Here is a 14,417-nt window from a genome sequence, read left to right on the forward strand (position 1 = left end):
GAGCGCCGCGGGGCCATGCCTGAGGGCCGCCGTCCCTTGTCCTACGCCGCCGGGTGGGGGGCGGGTCAGCGCACCGCGCCGTCCTCCCCGGCCGCGCGGCGCGCGATCGAGGCGGGCGACGTCGCGGCCGGAAAATCGACCCGGAGCAACGCGCCACCGCGCGCGGAGCGGGCGACGGTCGCCCGGCCGCCGTGGGCGTCGACGACCCGCTGCACGATCGACAGCCCGAGACCGGATCCCGGCAACGCCCGGGCGCTGTCGGCACGGTAGAACCGGTCGAATACCCGCGGTACGTCGGCGGCGTCGATGCCCGGCCCGGCGTCGTCGACCTCGAGCACCGCCGACGCGCCCTCGGCACGGAGCCGGATCTGGACCGGCTGGTCCACGGGCGACCACTTGCCGGCGTTGTCGATGAGGTTGAGCACCGCCCGCCGGAGCGCAGCGGGACGGCCGCTCACCCACAAGGAGGTGAGGTCAAGCGCGATCTCGATGTCGGGCACGCGGGAACGCGCCCGGGTCGCGGCGGCCACCACCACGTCGGCGAGGTCGAGCAGCTCGGTGTTTTCGTCGCTGACGTCACCACGGGCCAGGTCGGTCAGCTCGGCGGCAAGGGTGCTCAACTCGGCCACCTGGGCGCCGAGATCGTTGAGCAGCCGGGTCCGGCTCTCCGCCGGCAGTGCGCTGTCCAGGGTGCCGCGCCGATCGAGCCGGATCAGCAGCTCGACGTTGAGGCGCAGGCTGGTGAGCGGGGTCTTGAGCTCGTGGGCGGCGTCCTCGGCGAGCAGCCGCTGGGCCTGCCGGGAGTCCCGGAGCGCGGCGAGCATGTCGTTGATCGACTGGATCAGCCGCCGGATCTCGCCACCGCCTTCATCCGGGATGTGGGCGTCGAGATCCCGGGTGTGCGCGACACGTTCCGCGGCGGCGGTCAGCCGGTCGATCGGTGCCAGCCCGGTCCGCGCCACGGTCCGCCCGACAAGGGCACCACCGACCACGCAGAGCAGCCCGATCAGCAGCATCCCGAACCCGAACTGGTTGACCGGGCTGTCGTCAACGACGCGGGCCACCTGGACCGCGCCGTCGCCCGCCCGGAGCGTGTAGATGACGTACCCGTCCTCGTCGCTGTCGTTCGACTCCGTCAGGTCGGCCAAGCCGCCCTGCGCCACGTGCCCGGCGTGCTCGCTGACCGGGGGCAGCGCGGGTTGGCCGGCCGGCGTCCGGGTCGAGCCGTCGGACAGGATGACCCGCACCAGCGGACCGGATCCGGGATACGGCGGTAGCGGAACCTGCGCCAGACCGGCGCGCTCCGCGGTCGCCGCCAGGACGCGGGAGTCGGCGCGCAGCTGATTCTCAGCGGTGTCCCGCAGCTGCCAGTCCAGCAGCTCACTGGATACCTGAAAGGCCATGAACACGCTGACGGCGATGGCCGTCGCCGCGATCACCGTCAGCCTGGTCCGCAGCGACCGCCGGCGCCACCATCGGGTCAACCGGCGCGGCTCCCGGCCGGCGGCCCTGCTCACGGAGGAGTCTCCCGCAACGTGTAACCCAGGCCGCGCAGCGTGTAGATCAATCGTGGCTCACCCTCGGCCTCCAACTTGCGCCGCAGGTAGCTGACATAAACCTGGAGGTTGTTGGCGGTGGCGCTCATGTCGAAGCCCCAGATCGCCTCGAACAGCGCGTCGCGGGTCAACACCCGAGTCGCGTTGCGCATGAGGACCTCCAGCAGGGAGAACTCGGTCCGGGTCAGGCGCAGCGACCGCCTGCCCCGCCACGCCTCGAACCTGTCGGGATCGAGCCGGACATCGGCGAACGACAGGATCTGCGACTCACCGTCGCCCGGCGTGCGCCGGCGCAGCAGGGCCCGCACCCGGGCCAGCAACTCCTCAGTGGCGAACGGCTTGGGCAGGTAGTCGTCGGCGCCCGCGTCCAGCCCCGCAACCCGGTCGGAGACCTGGTCACGGGCGGTCAGCATCAGCACCGGCAGATCCCGACCCGCAGCCCGCAACCGCCGGCAGGTCTCCAACCCGCCGAGGCGGGGCATCATCACGTCGAGGATCAGCAGATCCAGCGTTTCACCGCCGACCCCACCGACCTCGTCGAGCACGGCGAGACCGTTGGCGACGGTGCTGGTGTCGTAACCCTCGACCTGGAGCACCCGCTCCAACGACTCACGGATGGCCGCGTCATCATCCGCGATCATGATCCGCACGCCGGCCCGCCCCCTTCCAGTCGATGCCTTGCTGCTCATGGTCCCCGACCAAGCTGAGACCAGGATTAGCGCTTCATAGCCGCACACCGCACCCGAGACAAGACCCGCAAAAACGGCCGCCCAACCGACCCCAGCCCCGACCAGCGGCACGTACTCCGACCTCCAAGGCATCCGCGAAGCGAAAGAAGCCGCAGGTCAAGCAGCCACCACAGGACGTACGGTCACAGAACGTGATGACACCCGAGTGGCACCCACGTCACACCCACCGTCCACAGAGGTGGACAACAGAAAAGGTCCGAGCCGCGTTCCCGCCGCCCGAACCCCTTATGATCTTGCACGCCCGAAGGGACTCGAACCCCTAACCTTCTGATCCGTAGGTAACGTACTGGTTCAGCCACCTCCGTCCAGACGGGCGGTGTTTCGTTTCTGCTGGTCCAGGCGTCGCCCTCAACGGGCCGCCGCGGCCGCGGGCGGTGAAACTGCTGCGATGCTGGAACAGTCGCGTCCGTGCTGATCGGGTGCCGAACATCCGAGCACCATCGGAGCAGCACACGAACACCTTCCCCGTCGCCGCAACGGGAGCAAGCCGACCACCGATCGGCGGTTACCGCACACCCACCGACTCACACCGGGTCGAAATGATCAAGGATGGATCCCGCCCACCGGGTCGGTGGATCGAGGCTCATGAGGCGCACCGCGATCAGCCCGGCGATCAGTCCTCGACAACGGGACGGATCGGTGACAGGAACGGATCGAGGCGTTCGGTGATCTCACCCCGCGCCATGACGTGCACCCGGAACGCGTTCGGACCGGGCGGGACGGGCATCTCCTCGTCTTTCTCGTAGAGGAGGCCGTAGGACCCCGGCAGCCGTCGTGCGACGAACTGGAGCACCTGGCGCATCCCCACCGCCTCGTCCCGACGTCGATTGGCCACCCCATGCAGGAGCAGGTAGTACTCCCCGTTGAGTACGGTCACCTCCGCCGAGACGTTCGTTGGGAAGTCCAACCCGACCACCAGTTCGTTCAGCTCATCGATGATGGCGTCGAGTTGACCACTGTCCGACTCCTCGGTGGTCTGCGAGAGGCAGAACCAACCATGGAACTCGTACACGTCACCCTCCGAGCGGTCTGATGTGAAGACGGGCTCGACGCCGTACCGGACACCGTATTCGCGTAGCTTCCTGATCACTGCACCCTCGGTCACCACCGAATGTGAGACAGAGCCGAAATCGACACACTCCCTCGGCACGACCGCGCCTCGCCACCGTTCCCGTACGACGCCGGGACGGCGGCTATGACAGTGCACTCGATCAAGTCTTGAAAGTCCGTAGAGGCGTGCGCGGTCGGCAAGGTGTCAAGGGACGAATCCACCGCTCGATGCTAGACCGCCGATCCCCCGCCCGATGGGCTCGTCGCGGCTACCAGATGAGCGAACCGGGCTGGTCGTCTTGACCGGCGGGTGCCCGTGGGTGTGGCCGTACCGATGATGAGCCGACACCGCCTATATAGATATGCCTGTACGGGAGTCTGATGGGCACGTCGAGGCACAAGCCTCGTTCTTACCGATTGGCCACGGCGCTGATCGCGTCGAGCAGGGTCTCCTCCAGTTGGTTCACACCGGGCTGTTCAATCGGGAAGTGGCCGCAGTTGGTGAGCAGCACCGACCGCGTCGGCGCGGCGATGCGCTCCAGGAAGCGCAGGCTCAGCTCTGGCGGGGTCCAAGTGTCCAATTCGGGATGCACGAGGGTGACTGCGGTGCCGGTGAACGTCTCCGGCGCCGGTGGCACGTGCTGCAAGAAACTCGACATCCAGCCCAGCGGCACCTTCGTCCCGCCGCCGCGCGGATCGGTCGCACACAGCCTGGAGAGGTTCGGGTCGCGGCTCATGGCGTCGAGGGTGACCGCCCACCTGATCAGCGCCCGAAGGCGTCCGGCCAGCCGGGAGCCGATGCGCAGCAGCGTCGGGGCCACCGGCCCCAGGAAACCGAAACGGACCCCAGCCTTAAGCGCTGCGGGATCGGAGGGGTCCAGCAGGCAGGTGGCCAGCACCGCAGACGCCACGTCGGTGCGGGCGGCGACCTCGTAGGCCAGCATCCCACCGACACTGGCGCCAAGCAGAACCAGAGGCCGCCCATCATCCTCCGCGTGACGGCGAGTTGGGGTGGAAGAAGCCGTCGGTGTGGCCCAGACAGTCGGCCGCCCGTGCCATCAGGCGCGTCTTCGGAGGGAGTTCGCCGGTGCGCGGGTCGGCGGGGACCGGTCGGACGTCGAGCATGTGCGAGGCGAGGTCGTAGTACGGGTCGAGCAGCTGTCGGGTGTACGGAGCGGGCCAGTGCTCGTCGAAGACCTCCGCCGGTGCCCGCATGGCGAGGTTCGCGTAGACCAGGGAGCCACCGCCGTAGCCAGCAGCACGGACGGCGAGGATGTCGTTGAGCGGCAGCGGGTCGTAGAGGCCGTGTCCGCACATCCACAGCCAGCCGGCGTCGAGGCGGGACAGGTCGCGGGGGAAGTCACCGGGCCGCCAGCGGCGGCCGCGCTCGATGATCGCCACGTCGATGCCGGCTTGCGCGAGGCGGCAGGCGGCGACGGCTCCGCCGAATCCGCTGCCGAGCACCAGGGCCTCGTAGTGGTCGCGGCCGAGGTGCTCGGAGGTCTGTGGCGAGGTCATCGGATTCCTCTCTGGCTATGAGCGCGATCCAGGTCCGGCGCGATGGGCGCGCCGGACCTGGACCGAATCACGGGACTTCAGTTGGTCGAGCCGGGGGCGCTGCTGCCGGAGTACTCGGGCAGGTCGGCGACGAGTTTGGTCAGCTCGGCGTCGTTCTCGTAGCGCTTCTTGTGCAGGGCGGCGATCTTGGCGCCCATCTCCGGGTCCGGGTCGTCGGTGATGTCGAACGAGTCGAACTTCTCCACCAGGGGCAGGCCGACCCGGTCGGTGTTGCTGTGCGCCGGGTGGGTCAGGTACTCCCAGTAGCCGTCCAGGTCTTCGATCACGAAGACCGCGCCCCACTCGAACTCGCCACCGAAGTCGGGGCCGACGACGAACGATTTCACCGACGGGATGACCCGGCCCTGGTTGCGCAGGCTCTCCAGCGCGACCTCGAGCTGCTCCGACGTGACGCCTTCCTTGATCTTGAAACGGTTGCCGTGGTAGATCATCTTTCTTCTCCTTCGATGTGGTCTCTCAGCGCCGGAAATTCCGGACGGCGAGGGTTGTTGCGGAACCGGCGAGCAGGACTGCGCCGGAGACTGTGAAGGTCGTGGCGATGCCGAGGGCGTCGACGACCGGCTGCATGAGCAGCGGTGACAGGAATTGGCCGAGGAAGATCGCCATGACCAGGCCGCCCAGGACGCGTCCCCGCTGAGCGGGGGACGCGATCTCGGCGAGGCGGGTGTTGAGGTTGGGCACCACCAAGCCGACGCCGATCCCGCCGATGAGTACGCCGGCGGCGAGTTGCACCAGCATGGTGGCGGTGCCGGCGACCGCCCAGCCGGCACCGAGCAACGCGATGCTCAGGGCGGTGATGGTGGCCGGGTGCAGGCGCTGCCGCAGTCGGGGGAAGGCCAGTGCGCCGGCGATGCCGGTCAGGGTGCTGCCGGCGATCACCACGCCGGTCATGGCGGTGCCGGTGTGAAAGCTGGTGAGCCAGAACGGCAGCTGGGTGGGTGCCATGTAGAAGATGACCGTGGCGGCCGCGGCCAGGGCGTACACGCCGATGATCTCCCGGCGGGCGCCGGAGGTCGTGGCTGTCGCCGGCGTGCCCGGGTCGGCTTCGCCGGTACGCCGTGCGGACTCTCGCAGGAAGAGGGCGGCGGCCGGCAGGATCAGGGCGGCGACCGCGTAGAGCAGGAACGGTGCGCGCCAGGAGATGACGGCCAGCACGCCGGCCAGGGGCAGGAACACCACGCCGCCGAGGCTCGCGGAGGCTTGCTGTAATCCGAGGAACCGCGCCCGGGCGGGTCCGTCGAACCAGTCGGCGATGACGGTGCTGACCGCGGTCATCACCCCGCCCACCGCGGCGCCGAGCAGGGCGCGGCTGGCGATCAGGACGCCGAGGTTCGTGATCAGGAAGCCGGCGGTGCCGGCGAGGGCGTACAGCGCCAGCGAGGTGAGCAGCAGCGGGCGGCGTCCGATCCGGTCGGCGAGTATGCCCGCCACCGGGGCGGTGACGGCGATCGCCAGCGAGGTCACGGTGAGGGTGAGCCGGACCAGGACGTCGGCGGCGGGGGTTCCGGCGTAGGCGGCGGTCATCGCGGGCAGGCTGGGGGCGATGATCGCCGCACCCATGATGGTCAGGCTGGCCGAGGCCAGGATGGTGGCGCGTGCGGTGGTGGCCGGTTGCGGCGGCCGGGTCGCGGTGGTGGTCACGAGTTCGTCTCCGAGGGGTGCCGGCCGGCTCATTCGGAGCCGTGGATCGGGTGGGCGGGGCCGGCGACGCCGGTGTAGGCGAGGTGCCAGAGCATGCCGCCGGCGGCGTGCTCGAAGTTGTGGCAGTGGTCCATCCAGATGCCGGGGTTGTCGGCGATGAAGGTGATCTCGTAGGTCTCGCCGGGCGCGACGTTGAGGGTGTCGGTCCACCACGGACTGCCGTCGACTGCCACGTTGTTGCGCGTCAGGACGCGGACGCGGTGGCCGTGCAGGTGCATGGGGTGGTCGATGATGCCGCGGTTGGTGATGCGCATCCGGACGGTGTCGCCGAGGTCGACCATGACGGTCGGGATGGCCGGCGCGGAGGCGCCGTTGACGGTGTTCGCCCAGGTTAAGCTGCCGTTGGCAAAGCCGAAACCATTGTCAAGCACAATTTCTTCGGTACGGGTGGGAGGCGCCGCGGTGGCGGGGTCCGGGGTGCCGTAGTGGGCCGGGTCGAACAGTGGGCCGTCGCCGGTCGGTGGCGTGCTGCCGGCGCTGTGCCCGTCCGGCGTCAGGGTTCGCATCGGCGTCGTCGCGGACCCGTCGGTGTGCATGCTGACGGTCACCGCAGAGCCGGGCATCGGGAAGCCGACGTCGTAGCGGCCACCGGCGGCCAGCAAAAGGACTCCCCCACCGGGCAGCGGGCCGGGTTCGTGGATCGCGTTCCCGTCGATGGCGGTGACGCGGTGCTCGACGCCGGTGATCTGGATGCGCTGCGGATCCTGCGAGCTGTTGATCAGGCGCAGCCGGACCGGTGTGCCCGGCTCGACGTGGTCGGTGGACGCGATGTCCGCGGTGCCGAGCGCGCTGACGAGGTCCTCGCCAGCGGGCCACTGGTGCGTGAACAGGGTGCTGTCGTAAGCCTTTTCCGCGGCGGGCGGATCAATCAGAAGGGCGCCGAACAGACCCCGGGCGACGGTCTCGGTGGAGTCGCGGTGGGTGTGATACCAGAAAGTGCCGGGCCGGTTCGGCACGAAGCGGTAGACGTGCCGGCCTCCAGGCGCCACGGCGTCCTGGGTGAGTCCGGGTACGCCGTCTTCGGCGTTGGGCACATCGACGCCGTGCCAGTGAACGGTGACGCCTTCGGTCACGTCGGTGTTGACCAGGGTGACCTCGACGAGCTGGCCCTGCCGGGCATGCAGCGTCGGGCCGGGTGAGCTCCCGTTGAAGGTGAGACCGTCGATGGTCGCACCCGAGCTGAGTTTGATCTTTCCGTGCGCTGCGGTGAGGGTGTATCGGACGTCCGGAACGCCCTGGCGAGGACCTGTCAGGGTGGCGATGTCGATGCCGTGGTGCTCGTGGCCGGCAGCGGTGGCCGGTGCCTGGTTCTGCACGTAGAGCACCATGATCGCGGCGACCAATACGAGTGTGGTCAGGCCGGTGAGCCACGGCAGGCGTGCGGCAGACGAGCCGGCGTCACGGCGGCGCAGTAGCGCGGACGCGACCACGCCGGTGACACCCATGATGATCAGCACCACGGCGATCGCGAGGGGACGGTCCGCCGGGTCCTGCGGTACCCAGGCCAGATAGCCGGAGACGACGACACCGACAGCGACCATCTGGGCGGCGACGCGGGCGACGACGGGGCGGGCCGTCACGGCGACCGTCACCGCCAGAGGTACGACGGCCACCGGTAAGCCGACCGCGAGGCGGTCCGTGACCAGCTGCCAATTCACGAGGGTGAGCAGAGCCGTCACGACCACGCGGCCGGTGACCAGCAGCGCGGTGATGATCAGCGGCCATTGCAGTGAGCGACCGCGGGCGGCCCGCAGGCCCAGGGGTATCGCGCTGACCGCGGCGAAAGCCGCGAGCAGCAGGTCAGTGATGAACAGCGGCTCTGCCACGGTTTCTCCTCACACTGTCGTGGTGGGTTCGGGTCGGGGGTGGAACGGCCGGCGGGGGAAGCCGGCCGTCCCACCGGTCTGTGGGTCAGTCCCAGAGGCTCAGCGCGGCCACGAACATGACCAGCGGCAGCAGTAGCCAGGGCTCGGACAGGACGAGGACTGCGGTGATGGCCAGCGAGACGTAGGCCAGACCCTTGGCGACCCGGCGGCGCGTCTTGCGCCTCTTGTTCCGCTGCGGCGCGAGGTCCTGCAGGTTGGACGCGGTGACGGTGTCGGTGGACATGTGGAGCTCCTTTCAGGAGGCGTTGTTCTCGGCGGTTTTGCGCAGCAGCTCGAGCCAGGAGACGATCGAGTAGTCGAGCGCCTGGCGCAGGTTCTGGGTGTCGGCGCGGACCGGGTTGCCGTCCCAGGACTCCGCGGTGCGCACGACGGTGGCGTCGCCGTCAGCGGTGAACGTCCACTCGTGGATGCCGGTGATGCCTTGAGCGGGGCCGCCCCAGAGGATGCGGTAGGGCGCGTCGATCGCGTAGACAGTCGAGGCGATCGACAGGCCGGCGGTGGTCCAGTGGAACGTGGTGCCTGCCTGCAGCGGGCCCTCGACGTACGCGGTGTCGACATCGGTTTGCCAGCCGGTCCAGCCGTTGACGTCGGTGTGCAGCGCCCACACGCGGTCGATGGGGGCCTCGATGCGGATCTCGTGCTGAACGACGACGGCCGCGTTCTTGTCGACTTCGGTGATGGTCATGCCGATCCTCCCGATCGTTGAGGCGGAGATTTGTTCGAATCCGCCTGTCCGAGCCGGTCATCACCGGCGCAAGAGGAACTCTGGGCGGAGTAGCTGCTCAGTCGCGTGGTCATCGACTGCTCAGCACTGTTCAGTCCTGCTCACCGCACGCCGCAGCAAAAACGCCGATGCCCACCCCCGGCTGGGATGGGCATCGGCGTCTGTGTCGGTCAGCGAGGATTCATGGCCCGGATTCGGGTGGCGATCATGGAGCTCAGCGCCATCGCGGCGCCCAAGCCGATGAACAGCAGGATCGCTTCTCCGGTGCGCCGACCCAGGAAGCCGCCGCCCGCCGGGCCGGCATGTCGTTCAGCACCTACCGCCGGCACCTGCGCCAGGGCATCGACGCCCTGTGCGCCGCGCTGTGGCAGCGGGAGACGCACGTGCTGATGCCTTTAGGACCTCCCGGCGGGCTTCTCCGCGGTCTCACGGAGCAGGCGCAGCCAGGAGATCAGCGAGGCGTCGAGGGCCTGCCGCAGGTTCTCGGTGTCGGCACGGACCTGCCGGCCCTCCCAGGACTCGGCGGTGGTCACGACAGTCGCATCACCGTCCCCGGTGAAGGTCCACTCGTGGATGCCGACGATGCCCTGAGCCGGGCCACCCCAGAGGATCCGGCGCGGCGCCTCGATCGCGTAGACCGTGGAGGAGATCTGCAAACCGGCGGTGTTCCAGTGGAAGACCGAGCCGAGCTGTAACGGCCCGTCGGCGTACGCCCTGTCAATGTCGTTCTGCCAGGTGGTCCATCGGTTCACATCGGTGTGCAGCGCCCAGACACGGCCGATCGGGGCACCGATGCGCACCTCGTGACGTGCCACGACGGCCGCGTACTCGTCGATACCAGTGACAGCCATGTCATATCTCCTTGTTCAGTGGCCAGTTCGCTCCCACCGTCGCGAATCGCACCTGCCAACCGCATGGTCAACTGTTGTCCATCGGTGTTCAGCCCTGGTCGCTCCGGCCGCGCAGCTGCAGGTCCCACAGCGCCGAGCACACCATGTCGATGCCCTGGCGCAGGTGCCTCCGATAGGTGCTGAACGACATCCCGGCACGGCGGGCGGCCGCCTCCTGGGTCGGCGCGCCGGAGAAATACGTCGCCACGAGCGCTTCCCGCGCCTTGATCGTTCTGGCGTCCTGGCCGATCTCGTCGACGGTTCGTTGCATCAGCGCACGCAGCTCGGCAACCGGGTCGTCGGCGTCGGCCACCAACCTCGACGTGAGCAGGTCACTGAGCGCGAACGCGCGCCGTGAACGCCAGTTCTGCAGGGTCTCGCGAACCGACTGGTCGAAATCGGCCCGGGCGGTCTGCGTCGTTGCCACGGGCACATCGGTCGCGGCGAGGATGTTGTCGAGCCACATCTCGAACGGCACCTGCCGCCAGTCCGTGACGAACAGCCCGTACGTCCGGTCTCCCACACGTGGCCGCACGCCGACGTCCGTGAGAGCTCCCCGCAGCAGCCGGGCCCACAGCTCCGTGTCATGCAGCACGATCATCCCCTGCGCCATGCCACGGCTACGTGCCGCCGTCGCCTGCACCCGGGAGTGATGCAGGTTAGTCACCGGTGACGGGACCTGGTACGCCTCCGGGTAGATCAGGAACCGGGTGATCGTGATGTACTCGTCCGGTGCGGGCGGCGTCGTGCTGAGACAGTGTTCCCAGGCCGCCGCGACGACCGGGTCGACCGCGATGTCCTCCGGATCCGGCGGCGCCGGCAGGTCGATCCGCCCACCGAACGCCACCACTTCTCCGGTGTCGATCGAGCGGTAGACGCTGAAGCCCGCCGGCTGCTTGCCGATCCAGTACCGTACAAGCTCGGCCGACTCCGGCCCCTCCGTGCCGGCGGCCATTCGTATCACCGTCTCGACGTCCTCCGGGCGCAGCGGGTCGTCCTGCACCTGACCGGTACGTCCCCACCGGAACACGTCCCGGATGTTCTTCTGGTCGCGGAACAGGTAATACAGCTGGCTCATGACACCGAGCGCCTGCTGCTCCGGCAGCTCCCGGATCTGGCGCAGATATTCGGCGGACAGCCGGCGCTTCATGGCCTGGAACGCCTCGGGCGCCCGCCACCGCAAGTCGGCCACCACCGACTCCCGGACCGCGTCGTGCGGATAGCAGCCGTGCGCGGTGCTCTCCATGAACGGCAGGCCGCGCAGCCAGGCGAACAGCTCATGGGCGTCCAGCTCGGGCAGCGCCGCCTGCAGCAGCTGCTCGGTGGTGTTGTACGCCTGCGCAGCCACCTCAAGCGCCCGCCGGTGATCCGGTGACGGCACCTCACCGATCAGGCCGACGATCAACGTACCCAAGGTTTCGGCCGACGGGGACCACTCCTGTGCCGAACCGGGGCTCGCCGAATCGACCGCCGCGGCCAGGGACAGAGCCAGTGGGTTACCGCCGGCGAACCGCAGGAGCGCGTCGGTGTTCTCCGGCTGTACGCCGTTGGCGGCCAGCAACCGCCGCGCCTGCTCCTCACTCAGCGGCCCCAGCTCAGCGACGTGCAGCGCGGCCGCCCATCCGGGATCCGCCGCCCACTCGATCGCCGGCGCCTGCCGACCGGCCAGCACCACCAGCGCGCCATCGGCGATCCGCGGCAGGAAACGCTGCCACAGCCACGTCTCCAGCCACTGGCAGTGCTCGAACGAGTCGACCACCAACACCGCGTCGGGCCGGTCGAACAACGCGTGGGCGGCCTGCTCGAAGTCGTCCGGCGAACGGCCGACGAACCGGCCGTCCAGCTCGGTGATCAGGCGGTTCGCGTGCCGCGCCTCGTCCGCCAGGTGTCGGACCAGCGTCGACTTGCCGACCCCGCCGGGACCGTGCAGATAGAAGACGAGCGCGGCGGTCGGGTCGTTGCGGAGCGCGGCGCTGAACGCGGCCACCTGCTCCTCCCGACCGACGAAGGCGCGGGCACGCGCCAGCCGCAACCGCTCACCCAGGGACCGGCTCGGCGCGACCTCCCGCCGTGAATCGATACTCACCGTCACATCTCCTCATGGAGCTGAATCGTCGAATCCAGCATGCCCCACTCGCCCGATACCAAGCTGGCCCGCATCGAGTACGTCACCGCGCATTTCCCGCAGCGGTTCAGTTCGCCTTGGGTCCTGCATCACGATCCCTTGAAATGGCCACGGCCGATTCATGCGCATACTCCCTGCGTGTTGTCTCCGCTGATCCGGCTATCGCCGCGTTGATCATCGCACCCTGCGCCGGCATCGAGACATCCGCTCATCGGCATGAGCGTGCGCGGTCGAACGCCGCCATGAGCTGGTGGCAACGCGGACAGCGTTCGCGGGTAGGCCGCTGGCCGACTCGGTGCCGCGCCGGCCGGCGACCCGGGGCGTTGGCCCGACCGACTCTTACGGTCCGCGCCGTGTCGCGTGCCGCAGTCACCGCACGCGGGGCCTCGATCAAGCAACCCGCTCGCCGTGACGCGGGTCGGCTCCGGCTGCCCGCGCCACAGTTCAACCCTTCTCGATCGGATGCCTCTTCCTCACCACGCCAACCAGATCAGCCGCGCCGCAATCAGATGCGCGGACGACACGATCGTCACCACCTACCACCCGCCCCAAGCCCGCCGTGCCGCCCCGCCCACGCCACGGCACCGACCCAGCTCAGCATCGACCGCGACACCCGCAGTAACCCCCACCACTAAGATCCACACGATCAATCACAGTGGACACTCGTTCACGATCGGCCGACGGACACCTCAGCCACGATCCAGACGGGGCGGCACGCAACCGCACCGGCCAACACCCACGCGCACGAACCGCCCCTCAGACGGCGCACAGACATCGGAGCACCAACGGAGCACCAAGTTCCCACATGGTGGAAGAACACGACACATGCCGGGAAAGCGCCAAGGCCGCAACCAACGTTTTCGCTGTTCACGGCCTTGATCGTGTGGCGCGTCCGAAGGGACTTGAACCCCTAACCTTCTGATCCGTAGTCCGAACCCACCAGATGCTCTCCACGCTGCGTAACCGCCGCTTCATGTGTGCCGCCGAGTGGTGCTGCGTGCCAAAACAAGCGGCTGAGTATCTGCTGGTCTGGGCGCTACATCGGATGAAGGGTCAAGATCAGGCGTAAAATGGTCGGGTGAGCGAGGCGTCCGTTGCCGATTCCGATCAGTTCGTGCCGATCAAGTACCGGACATCCGAGCACCAACGGAGCACCATCACGGCAGGTGACCGTGGGCTCGCGCCAGCCGGGGCCGCTCGACCCGTCTGTAGACCAACGAGGCATGTGCGGCAACCGCTCCGGACCCGCGTTCACGTCATCGCCGGCATGATATCGTGATATCAGACCGCAAGGGAGGTGCTACATGCCCAACATCCTCGTCCGTGATCTCAGTCAAGAAGCCGTGGACCGCATCGACGCCGCAGCCGCCGACCTCGGGCTGTCCCGCAATGAGTACCTACGCCGCAAGTTCGAGGAGAACATCAGCCCCGCTGGCGACCGGACGATTACCGCCGAAGACTGGCAACGGTCCGCAGAGGCCTTCCCCGACCTCGCCGACCCCACAGTCATGGAGGCCGCGTGGCGGTGACGAACTGGCTGATCGACAAGTCCGCGTACGTACGCCTCCAGCTCGGTCGAACGGCTAACCGCGACGAGTGGAGCGCGCGCATCAGCCGAGGACTCGTCCGCCTCTCCACCATCACGCGCCTCGAACTCGGCTACTCCGTGCGCTCCGGAGAAGCGGGACGCCGACAGTTCGCTGCCCCACCGCTGTCACTGATGCCGGTCGAACACCTCACACCCGCAATCGAAGACCGGGCACTGGAAGTTCAGATGCTGCTCGCCGACCGCGACCAACACCGTGCCCCGTCAATCCCCGACCTGCTGATCGCCGCAACCGCCGAAAAGACCGGACTGACCGTCCTGGCCGTCGACAAGGATTTCGACCTCATCGCCACGCTCACCGGCCAGCCGATCGAAACCCTGCCCAGTTGAGCCGCACCCGCAAAGTCAAAGCCAGCGCCCGTAAGAACCGGCCCGACCGCGGCCCCAAAGCCGGCACCCCGGTACCGACGAAACCGAAAACAGGTGCTCCGGCCCCAACGAAGTGCAAGCAGGCCGCAAGGCCGCAGGTCACGTCGAACCCCCAAACCCTTCTGATCCATAGGGCCGATCGCCGTTCGTGGGCGAGGCGTCGGCGGCGGGCGCACCGGCCGT

Annotated in this window: 15 protein-coding genes; 2 read left to right on the forward strand and 13 right to left on the reverse strand. The window is 68.6% G+C overall.

Annotated features, from left to right (window positions below; translation table 11 throughout):
• Positions 1 to 65 precede the first annotated feature (65 nt).
• From ACFY2A_RS20765 to ACFY2A_RS20825, 13 genes are all read right to left on the reverse strand, one after another.
• Positions 66 to 1,517, reverse strand: a complete 1,452-nt coding sequence (locus ACFY2A_RS20765) for an ATP-binding protein (RefSeq protein WP_387173757.1) — start codon at positions 1,515 to 1,517, stop codon at positions 66 to 68.
• Positions 1,514 to 2,197, reverse strand: coding sequence for a response regulator transcription factor (locus ACFY2A_RS20770; protein ID WP_387173759.1), 684 nt, complete (start codon positions 2,195 to 2,197; stop codon positions 1,514 to 1,516). Before ACFY2A_RS20770 ends, ACFY2A_RS20765 begins: the two co-directional genes overlap by 4 nt.
• Before the next feature lie 721 nt (positions 2,198 to 2,918).
• On the reverse strand, positions 2,919 to 3,410 hold the full coding sequence (locus ACFY2A_RS20775) for an Imm7 family immunity protein (RefSeq protein ID WP_387173761.1): 492 nt from the start codon (positions 3,408 to 3,410) through the stop codon (positions 2,919 to 2,921).
• A gap of 355 nt (positions 3,411 to 3,765) precedes the next feature.
• The gene (locus ACFY2A_RS20780; RefSeq protein ID WP_387173950.1) at positions 3,766 to 4,329 is read right to left on the reverse strand and encodes an alpha/beta fold hydrolase; all 564 of its coding nucleotides are present in this window, start codon (positions 4,327 to 4,329) and stop codon (positions 3,766 to 3,768) included.
• Between the two features lie 10 nt (positions 4,330 to 4,339).
• On the reverse strand, positions 4,340 to 4,873 hold the full coding sequence (locus tag ACFY2A_RS20785) for an NAD(P)-binding protein (RefSeq protein WP_387173763.1): 534 nt from the start codon (positions 4,871 to 4,873) through the stop codon (positions 4,340 to 4,342).
• 77 nt (positions 4,874 to 4,950) lie between these two features.
• The gene (locus ACFY2A_RS20790) at positions 4,951 to 5,364 is read right to left on the reverse strand and encodes a Dabb family protein (protein WP_387173765.1); all 414 of its coding nucleotides are present in this window, start codon (positions 5,362 to 5,364) and stop codon (positions 4,951 to 4,953) included.
• A gap of 25 nt (positions 5,365 to 5,389) precedes the next feature.
• On the reverse strand, positions 5,390 to 6,574 hold the full coding sequence (locus tag ACFY2A_RS20795) for an MFS transporter (protein WP_387173767.1): 1,185 nt from the start codon (positions 6,572 to 6,574) through the stop codon (positions 5,390 to 5,392).
• A gap of 29 nt (positions 6,575 to 6,603) precedes the next feature.
• Positions 6,604 to 8,460 (reverse strand): multicopper oxidase family protein, encoded by a 1,857-nt coding sequence (locus tag ACFY2A_RS20800; RefSeq protein ID WP_387173769.1) that lies wholly within the window; start codon positions 8,458 to 8,460, stop codon positions 6,604 to 6,606.
• A gap of 85 nt (positions 8,461 to 8,545) precedes the next feature.
• A complete protein-coding gene (locus tag ACFY2A_RS20805; RefSeq protein ID WP_387173771.1) occupies positions 8,546 to 8,743 on the reverse strand; it encodes a hypothetical protein in 198 nt (65 codons plus the stop codon).
• A gap of 12 nt (positions 8,744 to 8,755) precedes the next feature.
• Positions 8,756 to 9,205 (reverse strand): SRPBCC family protein, encoded by a 450-nt coding sequence (locus tag ACFY2A_RS20810; protein ID WP_387173773.1) that lies wholly within the window; start codon positions 9,203 to 9,205, stop codon positions 8,756 to 8,758.
• 209 nt (positions 9,206 to 9,414) lie between these two features.
• Positions 9,415 to 9,627, reverse strand: a complete 213-nt coding sequence (locus tag ACFY2A_RS20815; protein WP_387173775.1) for a hypothetical protein — start codon at positions 9,625 to 9,627, stop codon at positions 9,415 to 9,417.
• A 12-nt stretch (positions 9,628 to 9,639) separates the two neighbouring features.
• The gene (locus ACFY2A_RS20820; protein ID WP_387173777.1) at positions 9,640 to 10,095 is read right to left on the reverse strand and encodes an SRPBCC family protein; all 456 of its coding nucleotides are present in this window, start codon (positions 10,093 to 10,095) and stop codon (positions 9,640 to 9,642) included.
• 88 nt (positions 10,096 to 10,183) lie between these two features.
• Positions 10,184 to 12,220 (reverse strand): AAA family ATPase, encoded by a 2,037-nt coding sequence (locus tag ACFY2A_RS20825; protein WP_387173779.1) that lies wholly within the window; start codon positions 12,218 to 12,220, stop codon positions 10,184 to 10,186.
• 1,343 nt (positions 12,221 to 13,563) lie between these two features.
• Here ACFY2A_RS20825 and ACFY2A_RS20830 point away from each other — a divergent pair.
• Together ACFY2A_RS20830 and ACFY2A_RS20835 are read left to right on the forward strand one after the other, a co-directional pair.
• The gene (locus ACFY2A_RS20830; protein ID WP_387173781.1) at positions 13,564 to 13,788 is read left to right on the forward strand and encodes a hypothetical protein; all 225 of its coding nucleotides are present in this window, start codon (positions 13,564 to 13,566) and stop codon (positions 13,786 to 13,788) included.
• On the forward strand, positions 13,779 to 14,195 hold the full coding sequence (locus tag ACFY2A_RS20835) for a PIN domain nuclease (RefSeq protein WP_387173783.1): 417 nt from the start codon (positions 13,779 to 13,781) through the stop codon (positions 14,193 to 14,195). Before ACFY2A_RS20830 ends, ACFY2A_RS20835 begins: the two co-directional genes overlap by 10 nt.
• The last annotated feature ends 222 nt before the right edge of the window (positions 14,196 to 14,417 follow it).

It is taken from the genome of Micromonospora sp. NPDC000442 (assembly GCF_042898635.1).
Taxonomy (GTDB): domain Bacteria; phylum Actinomycetota; class Actinomycetes; order Mycobacteriales; family Micromonosporaceae; genus Micromonospora.